The 21110-nt window shown below is 71.6% G+C and carries 22 protein-coding genes; 7 read left to right on the forward strand and 15 right to left on the reverse strand.

All coding sequences use genetic code 11. From position 1 onward, the window contains the following. Window positions 1-18: 18 nt before the first annotated feature. On the forward strand, window positions 19-396 hold the full coding sequence (locus O0S08_RS30080) for a response regulator transcription factor (protein WP_269032786.1): 378 nt from the start codon (window positions 19-21) through the stop codon (window positions 394-396). A gap of 7 nt (window positions 397-403) precedes the next feature. Here the strand turns inward: O0S08_RS30080 and O0S08_RS30085 are convergent, their stop codons facing one another. After that, window positions 404-1315, reverse strand: coding sequence for a DMT family transporter (locus O0S08_RS30085; RefSeq protein ID WP_269032787.1), 912 nt, complete (start codon window positions 1313-1315; stop codon window positions 404-406). Between the two features lie 122 nt (window positions 1316-1437). On the opposite strand from O0S08_RS30085, the gene O0S08_RS30090 reads away from it, so the two are divergent. Further along, on the forward strand, window positions 1438-3084 hold the full coding sequence (locus O0S08_RS30090; RefSeq protein WP_269032788.1) for a sensor histidine kinase: 1647 nt from the start codon (window positions 1438-1440) through the stop codon (window positions 3082-3084). A 60-nt stretch (window positions 3085-3144) separates the two neighbouring features. On the opposite strand, the gene O0S08_RS30095 is transcribed toward O0S08_RS30090, so the two are convergent. Beyond that, window positions 3145-3477: a hypothetical protein gene (locus O0S08_RS30095; RefSeq protein ID WP_269032789.1), complete on the reverse strand. Its 333-nt coding sequence runs from the start codon at window positions 3475-3477 to the stop codon at window positions 3145-3147. A gap of 348 nt (window positions 3478-3825) precedes the next feature. Here O0S08_RS30095 and O0S08_RS30100 point away from each other — a divergent pair, with 348 nt between their 5' ends. Further along, complete coding sequence (locus O0S08_RS30100) at window positions 3826-4305, forward strand: DUF1579 domain-containing protein (protein WP_269032790.1); 480 nt, start codon at window positions 3826-3828, stop codon at window positions 4303-4305. Here O0S08_RS30100 and O0S08_RS30105 read toward each other — a convergent pair. Further along, on the reverse strand, window positions 4302-4769 hold the full coding sequence (locus O0S08_RS30105) for a hypothetical protein (RefSeq protein ID WP_269032791.1): 468 nt from the start codon (window positions 4767-4769) through the stop codon (window positions 4302-4304). The two genes, O0S08_RS30100 and O0S08_RS30105, sit on opposite strands and share 4 nt — an antisense overlap. A gap of 376 nt (window positions 4770-5145) precedes the next feature. On the opposite strand from O0S08_RS30105, the gene O0S08_RS30110 reads away from it, so the two are divergent. Further along, the gene (locus tag O0S08_RS30110) at window positions 5146-6228 is read left to right on the forward strand and encodes a hypothetical protein (protein WP_269032792.1); all 1083 of its coding nucleotides are present in this window, start codon (window positions 5146-5148) and stop codon (window positions 6226-6228) included. 3 nt (window positions 6229-6231) lie between these two features. On the opposite strand, the gene O0S08_RS30115 is transcribed toward O0S08_RS30110, so the two are convergent. Then, window positions 6232-7386, reverse strand: a complete 1155-nt coding sequence (locus O0S08_RS30115) for a hypothetical protein (RefSeq protein ID WP_269032793.1) — start codon at window positions 7384-7386, stop codon at window positions 6232-6234. A 148-nt stretch (window positions 7387-7534) separates the two neighbouring features. Between O0S08_RS30115 and O0S08_RS30120 the strand changes: the two genes are divergently transcribed. Next, window positions 7535-7972 carry a hypothetical protein gene (locus O0S08_RS30120; protein WP_269032794.1) on the forward strand — a complete coding sequence of 146 codons (438 nt, stop codon included), beginning with the start codon at window positions 7535-7537 and terminating at the stop codon, window positions 7970-7972. Window positions 7973-8181: 209 nt separating this feature from the next. On the opposite strand, the gene O0S08_RS30125 is transcribed toward O0S08_RS30120, so the two are convergent. Next, the gene (locus O0S08_RS30125) at window positions 8182-10014 is read right to left on the reverse strand and encodes a glycoside hydrolase family 15 protein (RefSeq protein ID WP_269032795.1); all 1833 of its coding nucleotides are present in this window, start codon (window positions 10012-10014) and stop codon (window positions 8182-8184) included. Between the two features lie 4 nt (window positions 10015-10018). Beyond that, window positions 10019-10783, reverse strand: a complete 765-nt coding sequence (locus tag O0S08_RS30130; protein WP_269032796.1) for an SDR family NAD(P)-dependent oxidoreductase — start codon at window positions 10781-10783, stop codon at window positions 10019-10021. Window positions 10784-11040: 257 nt separating this feature from the next. Here O0S08_RS30130 and O0S08_RS30135 point away from each other — a divergent pair, with 257 nt between their 5' ends. Continuing rightward, on the forward strand, window positions 11041-11538 hold the full coding sequence (locus O0S08_RS30135) for a gluconokinase (RefSeq protein WP_276082552.1): 498 nt from the start codon (window positions 11041-11043) through the stop codon (window positions 11536-11538). Between the two features lie 96 nt (window positions 11539-11634). On the opposite strand, the gene O0S08_RS30140 is transcribed toward O0S08_RS30135, so the two are convergent. The 9 genes from O0S08_RS30140 to O0S08_RS51160 all read right to left on the reverse strand — a co-directional run bounded on the left by O0S08_RS30140 (window position 11635) and on the right by O0S08_RS51160 (window position 19573). Further along, complete coding sequence (locus tag O0S08_RS30140; protein WP_269032797.1) at window positions 11635-11775, reverse strand: hypothetical protein; 141 nt, start codon at window positions 11773-11775, stop codon at window positions 11635-11637. 450 nt (window positions 11776-12225) lie between these two features. Further along, complete coding sequence (locus O0S08_RS30145) at window positions 12226-13101, reverse strand: hypothetical protein (RefSeq protein WP_269032798.1); 876 nt, start codon at window positions 13099-13101, stop codon at window positions 12226-12228. Between the two features lie 11 nt (window positions 13102-13112). Beyond that, window positions 13113-13256, reverse strand: a complete 144-nt coding sequence (locus O0S08_RS30150) for a hypothetical protein (protein WP_269032799.1) — start codon at window positions 13254-13256, stop codon at window positions 13113-13115. Further along, on the reverse strand, window positions 13253-13651 hold the full coding sequence (locus tag O0S08_RS30155; RefSeq protein ID WP_269032800.1) for a carboxypeptidase-like regulatory domain-containing protein: 399 nt from the start codon (window positions 13649-13651) through the stop codon (window positions 13253-13255). The genes O0S08_RS30150 and O0S08_RS30155 overlap by 4 nt, the downstream gene beginning before the upstream one ends. 189 nt (window positions 13652-13840) lie before the next feature. Then, window positions 13841-15403, reverse strand: coding sequence for a transglutaminase domain-containing protein (locus O0S08_RS30160; RefSeq protein WP_269032801.1), 1563 nt, complete (start codon window positions 15401-15403; stop codon window positions 13841-13843). Window positions 15404-15524: 121 nt separating this feature from the next. Next, a complete protein-coding gene (locus O0S08_RS30165; RefSeq protein ID WP_269032802.1) occupies window positions 15525-16022 on the reverse strand; it encodes a hypothetical protein in 498 nt (165 codons plus the stop codon). A 114-nt stretch (window positions 16023-16136) separates the two neighbouring features. Beyond that, a complete protein-coding gene (locus O0S08_RS30170) occupies window positions 16137-18242 on the reverse strand; it encodes a peptidylprolyl isomerase (protein ID WP_269032803.1) in 2106 nt (701 codons plus the stop codon). A gap of 96 nt (window positions 18243-18338) precedes the next feature. Next, window positions 18339-18968: a hypothetical protein gene (locus O0S08_RS30175; RefSeq protein ID WP_269032804.1), complete on the reverse strand. Its 630-nt coding sequence runs from the start codon at window positions 18966-18968 to the stop codon at window positions 18339-18341. A 122-nt stretch (window positions 18969-19090) separates the two neighbouring features. Continuing rightward, window positions 19091-19573: a DUF4404 family protein gene (locus tag O0S08_RS51160; protein ID WP_308477859.1), complete on the reverse strand. Its 483-nt coding sequence runs from the start codon at window positions 19571-19573 to the stop codon at window positions 19091-19093. On the opposite strand from O0S08_RS51160, the gene O0S08_RS30185 reads away from it, so the two are divergent. Then, entirely contained in the window at window positions 19508-20956 is a 1449-nt protein-coding gene (locus tag O0S08_RS30185) for a flavin monoamine oxidase family protein (RefSeq protein WP_269032805.1), read from the forward strand. The two genes, O0S08_RS51160 and O0S08_RS30185, sit on opposite strands and share 66 nt — an antisense overlap. Window positions 20957-21110: the final 154 nt, after the last annotated feature.

Genomic DNA, 21110 nt, shown 5'->3' on the forward strand with positions numbered 1-21110 from the left:
GTGGAGAACGAGGGACCGATGAACCGCGCACCGATCATCCTCATCGTCGAAGACGACCGCGACATCCGCGACGTGCTCGCCGAGATCCTCGCCGAGGAGGGCTACCAGGTCCTGGTGGCCGAGGACGGCGCCGACGGCCTCCGGCGGCTCGCCGAGGGCCCGCAGCCCGACCTCATCCTCCTCGACCTCATGATGCCGCGCATGGACGGCTATCAGTTCCGCGAGGAGCAGCGGAAGAACCCGGCCTGGAGCAGCATCCCGCTGGTGCTGCTGACCGCGGGCGTCGAGACCTCCGACAAGATCACCGCTCTGGGCGCGCTCGACGTGGTGCGCAAGCCGGTCAAGATCGACTTCCTGCTCGAGCTCATCGGCGGGGTGGTCCGCCGCGCCGCCTGAGCCGTCGTCACGCGCGCGGCGGGATCGGCTTGCGGTCGGTCGCCAGCCAGGCCGCGCTGACCGCCAGGATCACCGCCCCGATCCAGGCGACCCGATCGACCTCCTCGCCGAACAGCCAGATCCCCGCCAGCATCGCCAGCAAGACCTGCACGTAGCCCAGCGCAGTCGCCCGCCCGGCGCGCACCAGGTGCAAGCCGTAGGTCATGCTCTGCTGATGTAGAAACGTGCAGCCCCCGATCGCCAAAAGGATGGTCCACTCCCGCGGTTCGGGCGCCACCCACGTCGTCGCCGCCCACGGGGCCGACAGGATCGACGCCACCAGGGCGTTGTAGAACACCACCCGCGCCGGATGCTCCGTCGCTCGCAGCTCGCGGATCAGGACGTACACGCCGGCCGAGACCAGGGCGCCGAGCACCGCGACCGTCAGCGCGAACGGGTCGGCGCTCGTCGCCTCTGCCCCGAACAGCGCCTGCGGCTGCGTCACCAGCACCACCCCGACGAAGCAGCCGACGATGAAGACCGTCTCGCGGCCGTCGAGCGCCTCGCCGAGGACCACTGTCGCCAGCAGCAGCGTGAATACCGGGTGGATGTAATGAATGACGATCGCGTCGGCGATCGGCAGGTGCATCAGCGCATAGAAATAACAGGCCAGCGCGATGAACCCGAACAGCCCGCGCAGCCCCAGCATCGTGCGTCGCTTGCCCCATACGGGGATGTCACCACGCGCGAGCGTCCCCAGGGCGAAAGCGACCGTCACCAGGCTACGGACGAGAATCACCTCCGGGAGCGGTACGCGCGCGCCGACCAGCTTCGCCAGCACGCTGAGTCCGCTGAAGAGAATCGCGGCGACGACGAGGTGGACCACGCCCCGCTGCGTGTCTGCCGCCTCCGCGTCTCGCGGGATCTCGACGACACCCACGCGACATTGACTGTACCATGGACCCACGACGTTCGCATGAGCCTCGCTGTCCCTCGCACGTCCGCAGTCACCGCGCACGGCGGCGACTGGGCGCGTGCCTACGCCGGCCCGGAGCGCGCGGCTTGAGTCGTTCCGGCCTCGCCATCGACCCCGCGAATCGACACCTCATCGAGCTGCTGTCGAGCATCTCGTCGGGCATCGCGTCGGTGAACGACCTCGCGGGCTTCGCCCAGGAGATCGAGCACGCGCTCGACCAGCTTTGCGACGCCGAGTACATCGCGCTGTACCTGTGGGACTTCGAGGCGAAGCGGCTGCGGACCTTCGCGGGCCGCGGGTTCTCGCCGACGGAGCGGGCCGAGGCCGAGCGGACCGCGTGGGAGCGGCACCCGGGCAGCGTGTTCCGCGAGCCGCGGCTGCTGCACGTCCCCGACGTCTTGAACGACCGCGAGCAGCAGACCCAGAACAGCGCGCGCAGCTTCGTCGTGCGGTCGCGCCTGTTCATGCCGGTGATGTGCCGCGACGAGGTGCTCGGCGTGATCGGCCTCGCCTCCGGCACCCTGAACCGCTTCACCGACGGCGACATCGCCGTGCTCGGCTTCATCAGTCGGCTCACCGGCGTGGTCTACCGCCAGCTGCTCGACCGCATCGAGAGGCAGCGCGCCGAGACCTCGCTGGCGACCACCGCGAGGCGCCTCCAGCTGGTCGTCGACGCCCTGCCGATCGCCCTCCTCAGCCTCGACCCCGACACGCGCCGGATCTCCCTCGCCAAGGGCGCCGGCCTGCGCCAGCTCGGCCTCGATCCCGCCGCCTGCCTCGGCGCCCGCACCGACGAGGCCCTCGCCGGCTTCCCCGCCCTCTCCGACGCGGTCCGGCGGGCCGTCGCCGGCGACGCGGTGAGCGAGCAGCTGGCCATGGGCGACCGCGTGATCTCGTTCCAGGCCGCGGCCCACCGCGGCGGCGAGCTCACCGTCCTGCTGTTCGACATCACCGACCTGCGGCGCGCCCTCGACGAGCTGACCCTCGCCAACAGCGACCTCGAGCAGGCGCGCGACCAGGCGCTCGAGGCCACGCGGGCCAAGAGCTCGTTCCTCGCGGCGATGAGCCACGAGCTGCGCACGCCGCTCAACGCCATCATCGGCTACACCGAGCTGCTGCTCGAGGAGCACGGCGACCTGGCCTCGCCGGGCTTCGCCGCCGACCTCGAGCGCGTCGGCGCCTCGGCGCGGCACCTGCTCGGCCTCATCAGCGACGTCCTCGACCTGTCGAAGATCGAGGCCGGCAAGTTCGCGCTGCACCCCGAGGACATCGACCTCGGCGCCCTGCTCGCCAGCATCGACGCCGCCTGTCGCCCGGGCCAGCAGCGCCGCGGCAACCGCTTCGTCCTCGACGCCCCCGAGCCCCTGCCCGCCCTGCGCGCCGACGCCACCGCCCTGCGCGGGATCCTCATCAACCTCCTCGGCAACGCCCACAAGTTCACCCACCACGGCACGGTGACCCTGCGGCTGCGCGAGCAGGTCGAGGACGGCGCCCCCCGCGTGGTGTTCGTCGTCGAGGACACCGGCATCGGCATGAGCGAGCCGCAGCTGCGCCGGATCTTCGACAACTTCACCCAGGCCGACGCCTCGATCGCCCGCCGCTTCGGCGGCACCGGCCTCGGCCTCGCCATCACCCTCAACCTCGTCCAGCTGATGGGCGGCGACATCTCCGTCACCAGCCAGCCCGGCGCCGGCTCGGTGTTCACGTTCTGGCTGCCGAGCGCGCCAATCTGACCCTTCGGACATGCCTCGAAGGGCCTGTCTACCGGGTCATGCTTCAACGAGCATGTCCACTCAGCCAGGCTGATCCCGCGGATCCGCGGGCAGCGGCGCGGGGGCGCCGCTCGCCGCCGCCAGCGCCCGCCGCAGCTCGGCGCGGACGTGCCGCTCCACCAGCCCGCACACCAATTGCGGCCACACCAGAGCCGCGGCGATCAGCGTCCAGAACGGCCACTGCAGCTGCACCATCGCGAAGAACAGCAGCGCCGTGAGCGGCAGCGAGATCGCGGTGATCAGCGGCCGCACGAGGCGCTGGCACTCGTGGTCGTTCCAGAACCACCACGTCGGCAGGAATCCCAGGCGCTGCGGTCGGTCCAGGAGCGCGCGGCGAACGAGGAGATCGGGCATGACGGAGCCGCTCGGCGGGCGCTCGAGCGAATAGCACATGCGACCCGAGGCCCCGCGCGCATGCGGGGAAACTCTCGAGCTCGACCCAATTTTCGCCGCCGGTCGGCGACTCCACGTGCCTCGGCGCGCTCGTCCCCGGCGCGCACGGCCGTCGCGCTCGCGGCACGACGGCTGAGTGCGCCGCACCCCACGGGCGAGCGATCTGCGCACTTCGTCGACTTGCTGTCGAGCCGGCTGGCGGACCCCGCGGGCCACAGCCATCGCGCGCCTGCGAGGTCTCCGTTTGCACAGCCTCGCGGGTTGCTCACAGTCCCCGCGCGAGCGCCGGCTCGCGACAAGGAGTCGACCATGAAGTTCGAACCGCAGAAGGAACACCAGTGGCTGCAGCAGCTCGTCGGCGAGTGGACCTGGGAGACCGACGCCTCGACCGACCCCGAATGCCCGGCAGGAGCCACCCGCGGCCGCGAGACAGTGCGCGCGCTCGGGGACCTGTGGATCGTCGCCGAGGGCCACGGGGACCTGTCCGGCGGCGGCCAGGGCGGCACGCTCATGACCCTCGGCTACGACCCGAAGAAGGAGCGCTTCGTCGGCACGTGGGTGGGCTCGATGATGCCCAACCTGTGGGTCTACGAGGGCTCGCTCGACGCCAACAAGCGGATCCTCAACCTCGACAGCGAGGGCCCGGCGATGACGGGCGAGGGCCGCGGCAAATACCGCGACGTCATCGAGCTCGTGGCCGACGATCGCCGGACCTTCTCCGGCCACGCCCTCCAGCCCGACGGCACGTGGCGCCAGCTCATGCGCATGCATTACCGCCGAGTCCGCTAGCGAGTCCGCGGCGCCTGCTCGGTCTCACTCGCCTCTCGTCCGCGGCGGTCGGCGAGCGTGGATGCTGGCGGCAAGTAGTTGGGCACCTCGATCTCCCCGCCAGGAAGCACTTCAGCATGGCCCCTCCTCCGAACGATCAGGCGGCGCAGCCACTTCTCGGCGAGTCCCATCGAGAGGACGGAAGACAGGCCCAGCAAGCCGACCGACAGCCAAGATGGTCGGACGTATGTGAAGATGAGGAAAGCGAACGGCACGTTCACCACCGACCAGAGGATCGTGAAGAACGCGGCCACCATTGGGTCCGTCCGATGGAGTTCATTCCAGAACCAATAAGACGGCAGGATGCCGAAGCGCTGCGGCTTGCTCATGAGCGGACGCGGGCGACGTGATTCGCGCCCCATCACCGCACGCTCGCGCGCTCGCATGAGCGTTTCGATGGTGCGGGGGTGGTGATACCGTGCCATCGCCGCAGGTCTCAGCATCCCTCGGAGTTGACCGGCGCGGTCAGCACGGCGGTGAGGGCGAGGGCGGGTGTCATCGTGAGCGGACCGTAGCGCCCCGGTGGTTGTTGGCAAGCGAACGAGCGAGCTCGGAGGCATCCGAGCCGGCACGCGAGCGGCTCGCGGTGCAGGAACCCGCTCCGCTCGGATCGAAGCGAGGCCTCTCGTCTGTCGCCTTCGCTTGAAGTCCAGCGATCTCGAGCAGATGGCCAGCGCGACCCGGCGTCTGGAACCGCCGCGTTGGCGGTCTGTACGCCGCAGGCTGGGCGGTCCGCCGGCGTTGGACCCGTGAAGCCGCGCCAGAGTGAATTTTCCCGCGGCCGGCGCTACGCTGAAAGCGATGCGTCCGCTCGCGCTCGCTCTCCTCATGCTCGCCGGCTGCAACCGCGACGGCGGTGACATGACGGGCTTCGGCCCGAGCGTCACCACCGCGCCGCCGGCGACCGACTCGACCAGCGTGGACACCTCGACCTCGACCTCGACCAGCTCTGCCGAGGACTCGACTGCGTCGAGTTCGACGAGCACGAGCCACTCCAGCAGCACGACGCACTCGGACGGCGTCCCCGATCTCGGCACGATCCCGGACGGCGGCGATGGGCCGCCCCCGGGCTGCAAGGGGAAGGTCGACTTCCTGTTCACGATCAGCAGCGCGAAGACCATGGAGGACCAGCAGGACAAGCTCAAGGCGAGTTTCCCGGGCTTCGTCGCCACTCTCGAGAGCCAATTCGCAGACTTCGACTACCACATCCTGTCGACCAACACGTTCGGTTCGTGGAACTTGCCGTGGTGCGAGGGCTGCACAGATCTCTGCGCTCAGACGCCCGACTTCCCCTGCAACGCCTCTCTGGAGCCGTGCGACTCCGTCCAGGGCGCCGGCGTCACCTTCCCCCGAGGCGACAATGCGACAAATCAGCGCTGCGACCTCGCCATTGACCGCCGCTACTTCGCGTCCGGCCAGCCCGACCCCGCGGGAGCGTTCCAGTGCATCGCATCGCTGGGGACCAACGGCGGCGCCCAGGTCGCCGAGGCGACGGTCAAGGCCCTCGCGGACGACATGAACGCGCCCGGAGGTTGCAATGAGGGGTTTCTCCGGCCCGACGCGCTGCTCGTCGTCGTCGCCATCCAGGACACCTTCGACCAGGACAGCGAAGGCACCGCGAAGGACTGGAAAGACGCGCTGGTCGACGCAAAGGGTGGTGATGCCGACGCGGTGGTTCTCCTCGTGATCTCGAGCGACGTCGACGACCCCGACAGCCTGTGCGGCTACACCGGGACGATCACCGAGCACGAGCTTCGCACCTGGACCGAGCTGATGCAGCCGAACTCGCTGTTCGGCTCCGTGTGCGCGAAGGACTATGTCTCGTTCTTCGAGACCGCAGCGACAATGATCCAGTCGCAATGCGACGTATTCGTGCCGCAATGACGGCTACGGGTAGAGGCGCAGCGCGAACGCGCGGGGCTGCAGCGCTTCGAACTCGCTCCCGACGACGTAGATGTAGCCCCATGCGTCGAGGGCCAGGCCCGCCGCCTCGTCAGGCCCGTGGCCGGGTCCGTTACGGACCACCTCCCAGACCGGCGCTCCAACCGGCCCGGGAACGGCGAAGATCCATGCGTTCGCGTCGGTCTGCGGCTGCTGGAGCGACCCGGCGATGATGATCTTGCTCTCGCGGTCCTCAGCGACCGCGAAGCCGATCGCGTCCGACGTCGTCGGTTCGATGCGTGGGACACCTGCCTCCCCGTCGGACGAGAACCAACGCGTCAACACGAGGCGCATTGTGCTCTGCTTGTTCCGACCCCATCCCGTGACGACGAAGCCGCCCGCGCGCAGGGGCGCGACGGCCATGCCGCCGTCTTCGTCCATCAGCTCGCCCGGCGATGTCCACTCGGCGAGCGCATCACCGTCCATGCTGTAACGAAGCACCACGGCACGCCGGACGAGATCGAGGTTATCGCCATCGACCTCGCGCTCGCCGACCACGACAATGTCCCCGTTGACGATCGCCACGGCGCGCGCGACCTCGTCGCGCTCGTTGAAGAAATCCTCCTCCGCCGGCGCGGCGAACGTCCGTTCGTCCAGGACCTGACCGCCCGTCGCCGAGAGCCACCAGACCTTGAGGTCGTGCGTCCCTGCGTTGACCTCGTCCGCGCCGACGAGGATCAACACGTCTCCTTCGACGGCGATCGCATGGACCGAGCTCCCGAGCCCCCCGATCGTCGTCGGCTCCTTCCCCTCGCCGAACTTCACCCGCGACATGGCCCACCGCGTCGACCCGCTGTCCGGCATCGTCCACGCCACGAACGCCGCGTCATCTTCATCACCGACCGCGATCGCCGGCCCGCGCCCGCCGCCCGTCACTGCGACCGAGCCGAGCAGGATCGGCTCCCCCTCCGGCTGCCCTTTCGTTCCATCGATGCGCACCGCCACCGCCTTGAGTCCGTCTTTCGTCTCGAAGTAGCCCGCCACGTCGATCCCGTTGCCGCGGATCGCCGCGCTGGTAAAACCGTTGATCGGCCCGGCCTTCACGTAGGGCGGCCAGACGTCGGTCCCGCCGGGCTGGACGTCGATCGTCAGCTCTCCCACGCCCTCGCCGCTCACGCCGTCGGCCGCGTGCGCGACGGCGCGGATCGTGTGCGTGCCGTCGCCGGGGACGTCGTCGGACGTCACCTCGAACACGTGGACGGGGTTCTGCGGCGCCGCGCCGAGCGCCAGCGGCACGTCACCATCGAAGATGTCGACCGACGCGACCGGCCGCGACGTCGAGACCGAGACCTGCACCTCGCCGACGTCGATCATCGGCGACGGCTCGATAAAGATCTCGACCTCGACCGGCACGGCCTTGCCGTCGTCGTCACCGGCGCCCCCCGAACTCGAGCCATCCCCGTGGCTCGCGCTCCCGCCAGCGGTGCTGCCGCCCGGATCGGTCTCGGGAGCGCTCGGATCGGGCGGCGCGTCGCTGGTCGTCTCGTTCGTCGAACTGCTCGAGGTGCTCAGGTCCGGGGGAGCTTCGTCGGAGAGGCCATACCACGCCGGCGCGTGGAAGGAGCACGCTGCAAGCACCAGAATGGCGCACAAGATCTCGAGTACGTGGCGAATCAGCATGGCATCGGCCTCGTTGGCCAGAAATAATAAGCCAGTCTACCCCGTCGCACGCGTAGCCATGGCGTAGGAAGTGTCGGGCGCGACCGCGGCCGACAGGTCCAACCCGTAATGCGCCTTACAATCGTGTCAGTGCCCGCGTCGGGAGCATCGACATCTCAGTAGATTCATAACCTTGGTGTGGATCTCCAGATCCCCGTCGGGCTCGTCTCGAAGCTTCACGAGCGTCAGCAATGGCGTAGAACACCTGTGCGGCGAGAGATCGTGCACGCGCCGCGCTCACCCGAGCGCGCGCTCGAGGTTGAAGGCCGAGCTGATCAGCGACAAATGAGTAAACGCCTGCGGGAAGTTGCCGAGGGCCTCGCCGTGTTCGCCGGTCTCCTCCGAATAGAGGCCGAGGTGGTTGCCGTAGCCGATCATGCGCTCGAACAGCAGGCGGGCCTCCTCGAGCAGGGCCGGGTCGGCGCGGCCGGCCCGGGTCAGCGCCTCGACCAGCCAGAACGAGCACATGTTGAAGGTGCCCTCGCGGCCAGGTAGCCCGTCGGGCAGCTGCTCCGGGTGGTAGCGATAGACCAGGCCGTCGGACACCAGCCCGCCCTGGTCCGGCGAGCGGCGGATCGCCGCCAGCGTCTTCAGCATGCGTGGGTCGCCGGGGCCGAGGAAGAACACCAGCGGCATCAGCAGCGCCGACGCGTCGAGCGAGCGCTCGTCGAACGCGGCCACGAACGACTGCTCCTCGTCGCTCCAGCCGCGGCGGAAGATCGTCTCGTAGATGTCGTCGCGGGCCCGGTACCAGCGCTCGCGCGGGGCCGGGAACGAGCGCTTGTCGGCCAGGCGCAGCGCCCGGTCGAGCGCCACCCAGCACATCACCTTCGAGTTGACGTTGTGGCGCATGCCGCTGCGCGGCTCCCAGATCCCGTGGTCCGGCAGGTGCCAGGCGTCGCTGACGTAGTCGACGATCCGCCGCAGGTGGATCCACGCGTCGTACGAGATCGGCCGGCTGTGCTTGTTGGACAGGTAGACTGCGTCGAGCAATTCGCCGTAGATGTCGAGCTGGACCTGATTGTGGGCGGCGTTGCCGATCCGCACCGGCCGCGCGCCGCGGTAGCCGGCCAGGTGCGGCAGCTCGAACTCATCGATGCACGTCGCGCCTTCGACCGTGTAGATGAGCCCCAGCGGCGCGCCGTCCGGTCGGGGCGGCTCGTGGTAGCGGCGGTCGAGCCAGTTCATGAACGCGTCGGCCTCCTCGGTGAAGCCGATCCGCAGAAATCCGTACAGCGTGAACGCGGCGTCGCGCATCCACGTGTAGCGATAATCCCAGTTGCGCACCCCGCCGGGGTCCTCCGGCAGGCCGCAGGTCGGCGCGGCGACGATCGCCCCGGTCGGCTCGTAGGTCAGCAGCTTGAGCGTCAGCGCCGAGCGGTGCACCGTCTCGCGCCAGCGGCCGCGGTACGAGCAGCGCGACAGCCAGCGGCGCCAGTACGCCACCGTCCAGCGGAACAGAGTCTCCGCCTCGTCGGGATCGGGGCCGCGCGGGCAATGATTCTCGCCGCCGCCGCGAAACACGAACATCGCGTGGTCGCCCTGGTGCAGGCGGAAGCGGGCGCGCACGCCCCCGCGCTCCGCGACCTCCAGCGGCACGTTGGCCGACAGCGACATCGTCACCGCGGGCGAGCGGAACACCGCGCCGTGCTGGGTGAGCTCGACCTCGTGCTCCGCCCGCGCGTAGTCGAAGGCCGGGCGGCACTCGGCGCGCACCCACACCTCCCCGCGGACCGCCCGCACGCGGCGCACGATCTGGTGGTGCCAGCCGTGGTCGAGGTTGTCGCCGACCGGCATGAAGTCCTCGATCTCGACCACCCCGCCGGCGCAGAAGAAGCGCGTGATCAGGATGTTGGTGTCGGGCCAGTAGAACTGCTTGCTCGGCGCCGCCTGGTCCTCGGCGCAGATCCGGAACTCGCCGCCCTTCTCGTCGTCGAGCAGCGAGGCGAACACGCTCGGCGAGTCGAAGCGCGGGTGGCAAAACCAGTCGATCGCGCCGTCGGTGCCGACCAGCGCGATCGTCCGCATGTTGCCGATGATCCCGTGATCGTGGATGGGCAGGTACGCCATCGGGTCACTCCTCGTGGAACCACGTCATTCCGCCGTCGACGAAGTACGTCGAGCCGGTCACGTAGGCCGCGTCGTCCGAGGCGAGGAACGCGGCGATGCCGGCGACGTCGGCCGGCCGCCCGAGCCGCTTCAACGGGATCCGCGCCAGCAGCCCGGCGCGCGCCCGCGGGTCCTCGGTGACGTCGCGGTTGATGTCGGTGGCGATCGCGCCCGGGGCGATCGCGTTGACGGTGATCCCGCGCTCACCGAGCTCGACCGCGAGGTCGCGCGTCAGCATCCGGATCGCGCCCTTGGCCGCGCAGTAGGTCGCGTGGCCGGGGAACGACAGCTCCTCGTGCACCGAGCTGATGTTGACGATCCGCCCGCCGCGATCGCCGGCGATCCACCGCCGCACCACCGCCTGCGCGGTGAAGAACGTGCCCTTGAGGTTGGTGTCGATCACCCGGTCGAAGTCGGCCTCGGTCACCTCGACGAACGGCGCCTTGATCTCCATGCCGGCGTTGTTGACCAGGATGTCGAGGGGCCCGAGCGCCTGCCACGCCTCGGCCACCAGCCGCTCGCAGTCGGCGGTGCGCCCGACGTCGGCCTGCACCACCACGGCGCGGCGCCCCTCGGCCCGGATCGCGCCTGCGACCTCCTCGGCCGCGTCGGCGCTGCCGTAGTAGTTGACGGCGACGTCGGCGCCCTCGCGCGCGAAGCGGAGGGCGATCTCGCGGCCGATGCCGCGGCTCGAGCCAGTCACCAGGGCCGTCTTTCCGTTCAGTCGCATGCGAGCTCCCGCCGCGCCGACGTCGTCTCGCAGCCGGACGACCCGCGGCGACGGATCCCTTGCGGTGCGTGGTCGCGCGTGCGCATCGCCCATGTGTGACGCACGCTCGCCCCACGGGCACGACGAGCGGCTCGGTTTCGCCGCGACGAGGCCCACGACGCGGCCTCGCCCGCGACCACGCGGCCGTCGCTGGCGATCCGCGGAGTTGACGCGACCCGCGACCTCGATCGCGCGCCCGAGTTGACGCGGCCCGCGGGGTGCGCTTGGCTCACCGGGTGGTGATCGTCGTCATGGGCGTGTCGGGGGCCGGCAAGACCACCGTCGGCCAGCGCCTCGCCGCCGCCCTGGGCGCCCGCTTCGTCGACGCCGACGACTTTCATCCGCCGGCCAACCTGGCCAAGATGGCCGCCGGCGCCCCGCTGGACGACGCCGACCGGACGCCGTGGCTGCAGGCCCTGTCGGCGGAGATCGACGGCTGGCTACGACACGACGGCGACGTCGTGCTCGCCTGCTCCGCGCTGCGCGCGGTCCACCGCGCCATGCTGCGCCGCGATCCGGCCCGGGTCGTGTTCGTGTTCCTGCAGATCGACGCCGAGGCGGCCCGCGCCCGCCTGCTCGCCCGCCGCCACCACTTCTTCAAGGCCGACATGCTGGACAGCCAGCTCGAGACGCTCGAGCCGCCCGCCGACGCCCTCACCGTCGACGCCGCCCAGCCGGTCGACGCGGTGGTCGCCGACATCCTCGCGCGGCTGTGACCGCTCACCAAAATATGACTGTTCGGACATGCCCTTGGCAGCATGTCACTGAAGACATGAGACTTTGAACATGTCCGAAGTATCAGCCTAACCAGCTCAGCCGACCGTCAACCCGAGGCTCTTGCGGACGGTGAAGTAGTCGTCGCTGACGCTGTAGAGCGCGAGCTCCTGGATCTTGTCGCGCGGCGTCAGGAACGTGAACCCCTCTCGCTCCTGGTGGATGTGCCGCGCGGCCACGTCGAGGTCGTCGGCGAAGAGGAGGCCGACGCGGTACGCCGTGATCTCGGCGCCGCGTGCCCACCGCCCGGCGTCGAGTGGGTTGTTCGCGTCGGCGAGGCCAGGAACCCGAGGAAGGCCAGGCCGAGGACGAGTCGCCCAGCGCCGCCGCGGCCTCCTGCACGCGCGAGGCGATCAGCTGCCGCAACAGGTCGTCGGTCAGCGGGACGTTCCCCGGCAGCGGCGGCCCCGGCCACGCGGCCCAGTGCCGTGCCCACTCTCGCCAACGCTCCAGCTCCGCCTGCGCCTCACTCATCGACCGCAGGATACCGTCGACCCGCCCGCGGCACCAGCCGCCTCGTCGGCCCCGCGAGCCGCGTTCCCGGGCGTGGCGCGCATTCGTCCGGCGACGCGGGCCGGGCGAGCGTCATGCGTGTCCGTTCGGACATGCTCAAAGGAACATGAAATGAATCATCCCCGGCGCGCCGGCCGTTCGAGCAGCATCAGCGTGGCCGCCATCAGCTCGAGGTGGCCGTGGAAGCGGGCCATGCGGAAGTAGCCGCGGTCGGCTGCGGCCAGGTCGACCACGGCCCACACCGCGAGGCCGGCGCTGAACAGCGCGGCGAGCACGAGGCCGACGTCGCCGAGGTCGCGGCGCAGTTCGGCGTAGCTGGCCCGGAAGGTCGGCGGGGTGTCGCGCCGCCGATCGTCGTCGGGGATCAGCTGCAGCCACACCGCGTAGTGCAGCGACTGCGCGAAGCAGAACAGCAGCACCAGCCGCGCGCCGAGCTCGGCGTCCACACCGGGCGCCAGCCGCCAGCGCTGGAACTCGGCGCTCACGCCCGCGCCGGTCCGCTCGAGCCCGCCGGTCCATGCGACCGCCCACGAGCCCACGGGGCTCAGCAGCAGCAGGACGGCCGCGACCAGCAGCGCCAGCGGCCACCGGTGGGCCCGCCCGCCGCGCTCGCGCCACAGCCACCACAGGCCGACCGCAGCGAAGTTGTGAAGGTGGCCGAAGACCACCTCGGCCATCGCCCCGAGCGCCGCCATCCCGGCCCCGGCGAGCCCCAGCAGCGAGACTGCGGTCGCCCGCCGCCGCCGGTCCGCGCGGGCGACCAGCGCCACCGCGGCGGCGCCGAAGAAGCCCCACACCAGATCGCCGCCGCCGGCGATCCACAACAGCGGCGCGCCGGCCAGCCAGCACAGGGCGCGGCGTCGGCAGTAATCTGTCCGAACGACCAGGTAACGCAGATCGGCCACCACGTGCGGCACGCCCCACACCAGCGGCCCGAGCACGAGCAGCCACAGCGGCAGCAACAGCGTGCCCGCGAGCGCCGTGACGATCATCGCCGAGAACATCACCGCGACCCGCAGCTCGCGGCGGCGTACCAGCCGTCGGCCGACCTCGCCGAGCAGCCGAGCCAGCGCCGCCGCAACCAGTCGGCCCCGGCGATGGTCGCGTCGACCCAGGACCCGCTCGCCGCGGCCGTACCCGCGATCACGAGATGATGTACCGCCGGTTCGGATCGATGACGACGTCGAGGCGCGCGCGCACGCTCGGAGTGACCACCACGCGCCGGGTCACGTCGACGTGGCGGTAGAACACCTGCACCGTGTATTCGCCCGGCGGCAGCTCGCGCAGGCTGAACACCCCGCCGGGATTGGTGAGCCGCTCGCGCTCGCCAGTGATGCAACGGCAGGTCACGATCACGAAGGCGCCGGGGATCGCGTGCCCCGTGTCACGATCGCGGACGACCCCCAGGAGCTGGCTGGCCCGGCCGGCCTCCAGCGGCTCCAACACGACCTCCGGCGGCAAAGCGTCGCGCTCCAGCACCCCGGCTGCGCACGCAGCCGAGACCGCACCCACCACCAGGGAGACGCTCGCCCGTCTGTCCATGCAGCGAGCTTCGCACGGCCGCGGCGCTCGGTCCGCCGACCGCGATCGGACCCGCCACCTCTGCAGGGGCGGGTCCTACGAATATCCTTTAGAACATGTCTTATCGGACATATTTATCCGGACGGCGACCGCGGCGCTCCGTCGGCCGACGCCCGCAGGAGGCCGGCGCACCGGTGAGAGCGCCCCTGCCTACCCGGACGCGTGCACCTGCACCTCGCCGACGCCCTGGTACGTCCCGTACAGCGTCGGCGACGTGTAGATCCGGACCGCGTAGGTCCCGGGCTGGAGCGGCCCGCACGACACCGCGACCGAGCGGGTGCCGGTGAGGTCGCACTCGACCGCCGTGGAGCTGTCCTCGGGGACAGCCTTGACGATCAGGTTGCGCCCGCGCGGGTTGTCGAGGCTCAGCGTGAACTCGCGCTGGACGGTGACCTGCGAGCGGCGCGGCTCGACCAGCTGCAGGCCGTCGGCGAAGAACTTGGGGCGCATCATCGGCTGGCGGGCGAACTCGCCGCGGGTGAGCGGCTGCTCGCGCAGCTGCCAGGCCGGGTCTTCCGGGAAGTGGGTCACCCCGATCAGCGCCGGCGGCACGAACAGGTAGTCGGTGCGGTACTCGCGGACGAACGCGCCGTCCTTGAGGTGGCCGGAGTCCCAGGTGGCGTCGACGAGGTACCAGCGGCCGTCGACGCGCGCGGCGTTCCACGCGTGCGACTCGCCCTCGACCTCGCGCGACAGGCCGCGCGCGTCGCCGACGACCACCACGACCTCGTCGCCGGTGACCGCGGCGATGGCCCGCATCAGGTTGGCGTAGCCGGCGCAGACGGCCAGGCGCGAGGCGAACACCGCCTCGGCGCGCTGGTCGGGGTAGACGTCGCGGTTCAGGTACGACGCCGCGTCGTAGGCGAGGTGGGTGGCGACGAAGTCGTGGATCGCCTTGATCCGCCGCGCCGGATCGGGCTCGCTCGCGGCGAGGTGGCGGCCGACGCTGTCGATGCTGACGCGCGCCTCGTCGGGCATCGCCAGCACCGCCGGGTGCACCTCCGCCGGCGACGGCCAGGCCGGCCCGATCGCCGCCTGCGGCTCGCTCGCGGGCGCGGGCGCGACCTCCGGCGCAGGTGTCGGCTCGGCGCCCGGCTCGGGCGCCGGCGTCGGCTCGGGCGTCGGCTCGGGCGTCGGCTGCGGCCGGCGCTCCCACGGGTCGCTCCAGGCGTCGTCCGCGGGCACCGGCTGCGGCGCCGGGGTCTCGGCCGGCCGGGTCTCGATCAGCTCCGCGTATTGATTGTCGTGCGCCGCCTCGTACAGCCACTGCAGGCCGTCGGCCGCCCGCAGCAGGCCCGCGCGGGCGCGGTCCGCCAGCGGGTGATGGACGCCCTCGAGGAACCAGTCGCCGCGCGTCGAGATCGCGGTGAACGCCGCCTCGGGCCGCGACCACACCAGCGCGGTCAAGAACGCCAGGTTGACCACGAGCGTGCGCAGGACGATCCGGTCCCAGGCGGTCAGCACCCGCCGGTCGCGCAGCGGCGCCCGCCGCCGGCGCAGCAGCTCCGACAACATGTCCCATGCGACAGGTACGATCGGGAACAGCAGCAGCCCCGCCACGCACACCAGCCACACCGGCCCGTTGCGGTAGGCCGCCAGCGACGAGGCCACCCACACCCCGAGGGCCGGCGCCACCACCACCAGGGCCGCCCAGATCGCCCTGAAACCGCAGAATAACAACGTTCCGAGCCAGCTCAGCCGCGCACGCGTCATCCCTGATCAGCCTAGCACGGGCGGACCGGGCGCGCCGGGGTCAGCGCCCGCGCGAACCCGGCGGGCGGCGGCGCTCACTCCGCGGCTCGCGGTGGAACACGAGATCGGTGGTCCTCGGCGCTCACTCGGGCCGCGGCTCGATGTGGAACACGAGGTCGGCGTGGTCCTCACGGCCCAGCGCGTCGCTCACGGTCAGCGCGAACACCCAGTCGCCGGGGGCGGTGAAGTCGACCGCGACCATCCACTTGAAGCCGTCGGGCGTGATCGGCCAGGTCTTGGCAGCCAGCTCGACGGCCCCGTCGTCGGCCATGCGGAAGGCCGGCGCGAGCGTCAGGGTGAGCGGGGGCCGCGGCAGGTCGCCGTTGAACTGCGGGTCGTTGGGCGGCGGATCGGGCCCGACCTCGATGTCGGCCGCGAGCGCGGTCGGGCCGATGTACTCGGGCCACCCGCGGCCCTCGGCGGCGCGCAGGGAGATCGAGAACTGGCCGTTGTCGGTGGCGATCGGCGTGTCGCTGTCGACGTAGGGATTCGGGTCCTCCTCGGGCGTACACGCGGCCACGGCCACGGCCGCGGCGACGCCGACGCAACTGCTGAGAACGGTTCGGACACAGGGCACCATGGTGCACCTCCCGTGGAGGCATACGCCTGCGCGCCGGCCGGGCAACCGCAACGCGTGCGAGCGGCCCGGTCGGCGCGCGCAACGATTGCTCGCGCGCCGCTCGCACGACCTGTCTCATCGACCAGGTGACGCCGGCGCGATCACGACCTCGGCCCGGAGGATGCGGTCGCCGACCACCAGCGCGAGCGCTGCGGGCAGGCCGTCGCGGACCTCGCCGATCCGGGTGTAGCGGCCGTCGAGGTGCGGGGCGCGGGCGTGCATGATGAAGAATTGACTGCCGCCGGTGTCCTTGCCGGCGTCGGCGATCCCCACGGCGCCGCGCGCGAATGGAGCGTCCCCCGGCTCCGAGGGCAGGGTGAAGCCGGGTCCGCCCCACCCCGTACCGCTGGGGTCGCCGCCCTGGACCACGTAGCCGGGCACGACGCGGTGGAACGTCAGGCCGTCGTAGAAGCCGCGCTGCGTCAACGCCACGATCGCGGCCACATGCCACGGCGCGACCGCGGGCTCGAGAGCGACGTCGACGCGGCCGCGCTCGGTGTGCAGCCGCCACAGCAGTGCTTGACCGAGCACTGCCTTCGGATCGTGCGGCGGCGTCGGAGGGGGCGCGGCGGCAGCAGTGCCCCCCGGGTCTTCGCCGCTCGCAGTCTTCACGCAGGCGCGAGCCGCCGCGCGCACGCTCGCGTTGGCGTCGCCCAGCGCGGCGCGGCACAGCTCCAGACCTCGCGCCCCACCCACCGCCGCCAGGGCGCCGGCCAGGCCCGCGAACAGCTCCGCGTCGCGCTCGCCCGTGGCCCGCTCGAGCAGCGCGTCGACGATCGCCGGCGCCGGCTCCGGCCGCGTCGCAGCCTCGCCGAAGCGCCCCTGCACCGCCTCGGCCGCCGTGCCCGCGACGGCGGGCGAGCTGTCCCGAAGGCCAGCCGCGATCGCGTCGCCGACGTCGACCTCGTCCCACAGCCGGACCGCCGCCGCCAGCGCGGCCGCTCGCACCCGCGCGTCGTCGCTGCCCATCAAGGCCGTCAGCCGGGCCCCGCGCGCCTCCGCCGGCCCGCCGAAGCCCTGGCCGATCAGACCTGTCTCGAAGGTCAGCCGCCCGATCTCCGCCGCCGCCCCGGCCGCCTCGGCGCAGCGCAGCGGCGGCCGCCACTCGCCCGAACGGGCCGCCAGCGCCGCCAGGCCGCAGCACAGCCGCGCCCACACCCGCCGCGCGGCCGGCTCTGCCGCCGCCAGCCGGGCCTCGGCGCGCGCGTGGGCCTCGGCGGCCCCGGGCAGGACGTCCTTGCGGCCTGTCAGAACAGACATGCCCTCGAGGACAGGGTGAATGGAACCTGCTCCATCGACCATGTCCTTTCGATCGATCTCCGCGCGCAGCCAGTCCCACAGCGCCGCCGTCGCGGCCGGGTCCGCGAGCTCGCCGAGGCCGCGCACCGCCGCCACGCGCACCCACGGCTCCGGATCGCCCAGGCCGGCGCGCATCGCCGCCAGCGCCTCCGGCGGTTTGCGCCGGGCCAGGCCCTTCAGGGCCGCGGCGCGGACGTCGGGGTCGGTCGCCGCGGTCGCCCGCAGCAGCGCCGCCTCGCCGGCGTCGTGGCCGGCCGCGTGCGCGTGGGCCAGGCCGTAGACCGCCGCGTAGACCCGCTCCGGCGCGCTCTCGGCCGCCATCGCCACCAGCCCGTCGCGCGCCGCGTCGGCCAGCGGCAGCTCGCGCCGGCCGAGGATCCCCAGCACGATCGCCGCCGCCTCGCGCACCTCCGGCGCCTCGCCGGGCTGCAGCGCCGCGGCCAGGCGTACGCTCGCCTCCGCCCCGCCCACGCGGCGCGTGGCCTCGACGATCGCCAGACGCTCGCGCGGCGACGCCTGCGGCCAGCGCTGCCACACCGCCGCCTCGAAGCCCGCGACCTCCGAGCCGAGCGCGCCGGCGACGTCGAGCGCGCGCATGGCCGCGACGCGCGTCGCCTCGTCGGGGCTCGCCAGCAGCTCGCCGAGGCGCGCCAGCGCGGCCGCGTCGCCGATCCGCCCGAGCCCGCGGATGGCAGTCGCGGACGTCCCCGGCTCGGCGGCGAGCCGCGCCAGCTCGGCCGACCCGGCCTCGCGGCGGGCCTCGAGGCGGGCGATCGTCAGGTTCGGCTCGTCCTCGCCGCCCGGGGGCGTCGACGGCCGCGCGCACGCGACGAGCAGCGACAGCGAGGCGGCGAGGACACGGACGGGGCGCGGCGCTTCCATGGTCGGGCTGTACCAGGGCCGCAGCGCCGCGCACAACCCCGCGCTGTCCGCCGGCGTGTCGGCCTTCGACGCGCGCCGGGCGGCCGAACCGTCAGGTCACAGGCACTGCTGACCGCACTCCTGCTGCGCGCACAGACCCAGGGCCGCGATCAGCGGGTTCTGCATCGGGTTGACCCCGCACATCTGGGCGCACATCTGCGGGTTGCCCATGGCCGCGCACTCGAAGAAGCACGCGCAGTCCTCGTCCTCGGCGCAGGCCACCTGCTGCTCGCAGCAGCCGTCCTTGAGGCAGGCGGTGCACTCGTCGTCGTTCGGGTCGGCCGCGCACAGGTCGGGCCCGCCCGTCGTGGTCGTCGTCTCGGCGGTCGTCTCGCCGGTCGTGGTCGTCGTCTCGCCGGTGGTGGTCGAGGTGGTCGTCTCCGGCTCCATCGTGGTGGTGACCGGCTCGCCGGTGCTGGTGCTCGTCCCCGGCTCGGTGGTGGTGGGCGCGACGGTCACCCCGGTCTCGCTGGCCGACGCAGTGCCCTCGGTGACCCCGGTGGTGGTGGTCGTCGTCCCGGGCGCGGTCGTCTCGGTGCCGGTGCCCGTCTCGGTGCCGGTGCCCGTCTCGGTCGTCGTCTCGGTGGCGCTCCCCGTCGCTTCCTCCTTGCCGTTGCAGCCCGGCAGCGCGAGCAAGATCAGGGACAGGCAGGCGGTCGCACGCAGTGAAAACAAGTCATGGCGCATGGTCGAACTCCTGAAAAGACAAGTCCAACCAACACCCTACTTCACGGCTCCGCCGGCCACCACCTCCGCGTCCGACGAGATGTCCTCGGGGTCATGTCCCTACAGCCAGGGAACCCGAGACCTCATATCCCCATTCGCGAGAGCGCATCGACGACGCTCTCGATCGCGGTCGCGATCTGCGGGTGTTCGGCCTCGAACTGACGCGCCGACACACGCAGCAGATCGACCGTCTCGACGTCGGCGATCGCGGCGCCCGGCTGGGTCGCCAGCTCGCCGCCCTGCTGCTGCGCCGCGAGGCGGTCGGCGATCTCGCGCAGCGCCTGCGACAGCATCCCTCGCACCTCGGGATCGGCGGTCGACACCGTCTCGAGCTCATGATGCAAATGTGTAAGCGTTTGGCGCAGTCGGTCCGTGTGGCTCACATGAGGGACCATAGAGGATCTTGGCGGGCTGACAAGCGAGCGGGGCCCCACGGCCCTGGCGGCGCGGCGGCAGGGCGGCTTCCAGAGGGGAGGTGACCGGCGTAGAGTCCCCGATCGATGCAGCAGCCAAGGATCAGCCGTCGGCGTCTGGCCGGCCTCTTCGTCTGGGCCGGCGCGGCCCATGCCCTCCCCGCCTGCGGTCAAGCCGCCCCCACCGAGAAGCACGTGCTCGTGCTCGGAGCGGGTCTCGCCGGCCTCTCTGCGGCCTATGAGCTACAGCAGCTCGGCTACGCCGTCACCGTGATCGAGGGCCGCGACCGCGTCGGCGGGCGCGTGTGGACCCTGCGCGAGGGCTTCGAGGACGGCCAGTTCGCCGAGATCGGCGCGGTGCGGATCCCCGACGTGCACGAGCGGACCCTCGATTACTGCGAGATGCTGGGCCTCGAGCTCGACGAGTACAAGGACGGCTCGCCGCTCTACTACATCGACGGCAAGGCCTTCCAGCACGTCGACGGCGAGCCGTGGCCGGTCGACGGCCTCAACGACGACGAGCTCGAGCTGACTCTGGGCGACTACTGGAGCCGCGAGATCGCGTCGACCTTCGGCGAGTTCGGCGACCCGCGCATGAACGGCTTCCCCAAGCCGGGCATCGTCGAGAAGTACGACGGCATGGTCTACGCCGACTTCCTGCGCATGCGCGGGACCAGCGACGCCTACCTGAAGCTCTACGCCGCCGACAACGGCTCCGAGATCAGCACCATCGGCACCCTCGCGTGGATGGGCGCCGAGGTGGCCGACCAGGCGTGGGGCGCCACGTATCACATCCGCGGCGGCAACGACCAGCTGCCGAAGGGGCTGGCCGAGAAGGTCGGCCTCGACAACATCCTCCTGAGCAGCAAGGTCACCAAGATCGAGCACGACGACGCCGGCGTGACGGTGACCTTCAGCGGGCCCGACGGCGATGAGTCGCTGTCCGCCGACTACCTGGTGTGCGCGATCCCCTTCACCACCCTGCGCGACGTCGCCATCGAGCCGGCGTTCTCGGCCGACAAGACGCGGGCGATCAAGGAGCTGTTCCTGATGAACGCCGGCCGCGGCTACATCCAGACGCGCACCCGCTTCTGGGAGAAGGACGGGATCGGCGGCCTCAAGATCGCCAAGACCGACGGCCCGGCCGAGCGGATCTGGAACCTCAGCGACGTCCAGCCCGGCAGCTCCACCAAGGGCATGATCCAGTCGTACACCCAGAACCACAACGCCGAGGCCTACTGCGCGATCGCCCCCGAGGAGCGCGAGGAGTACTGCCTCGCCGCGGTCGAGAAGTTCTTCCCCGACATCCGCGCCGAGAAGGTCGCCTTCTACCACTTCTGCTGGTCCGACGACCCGTGGGCCAAGGGCGCGTGGACCGACATCCTGCCCGACCAGTGGTGGATCGTCGCCGCCACCCGCCAGCCCGAGGGCCGCGTCGTGTTCGCCGGCGAGCACACCTCCGTGTGGGCCGGCTGGATGCAGGGCGCGATCGAGTCGGGCCAGCGCGCGGCCGACGAGATCGCCGCCATGGGCTGACCGAACGGGCATGTCCCGATGGACATGTTCGAACGGACATTTTCCTCGGGGCATGTCCCCTCGCGCAGGCAGCGACGCAGGCGCGGCCGACCCGCGCACGCGTGACGCTCGCATGACCGACCCGCACGCGTGACGCTCGTACGCCGTCACGAGT

It is taken from the genome of Nannocystis punicea, from assembly GCF_026965555.1.
In the GTDB taxonomy this organism is placed as follows: domain Bacteria; phylum Myxococcota_A; class Polyangia; order Nannocystales; family Nannocystaceae; genus Nannocystis; species Nannocystis punicea.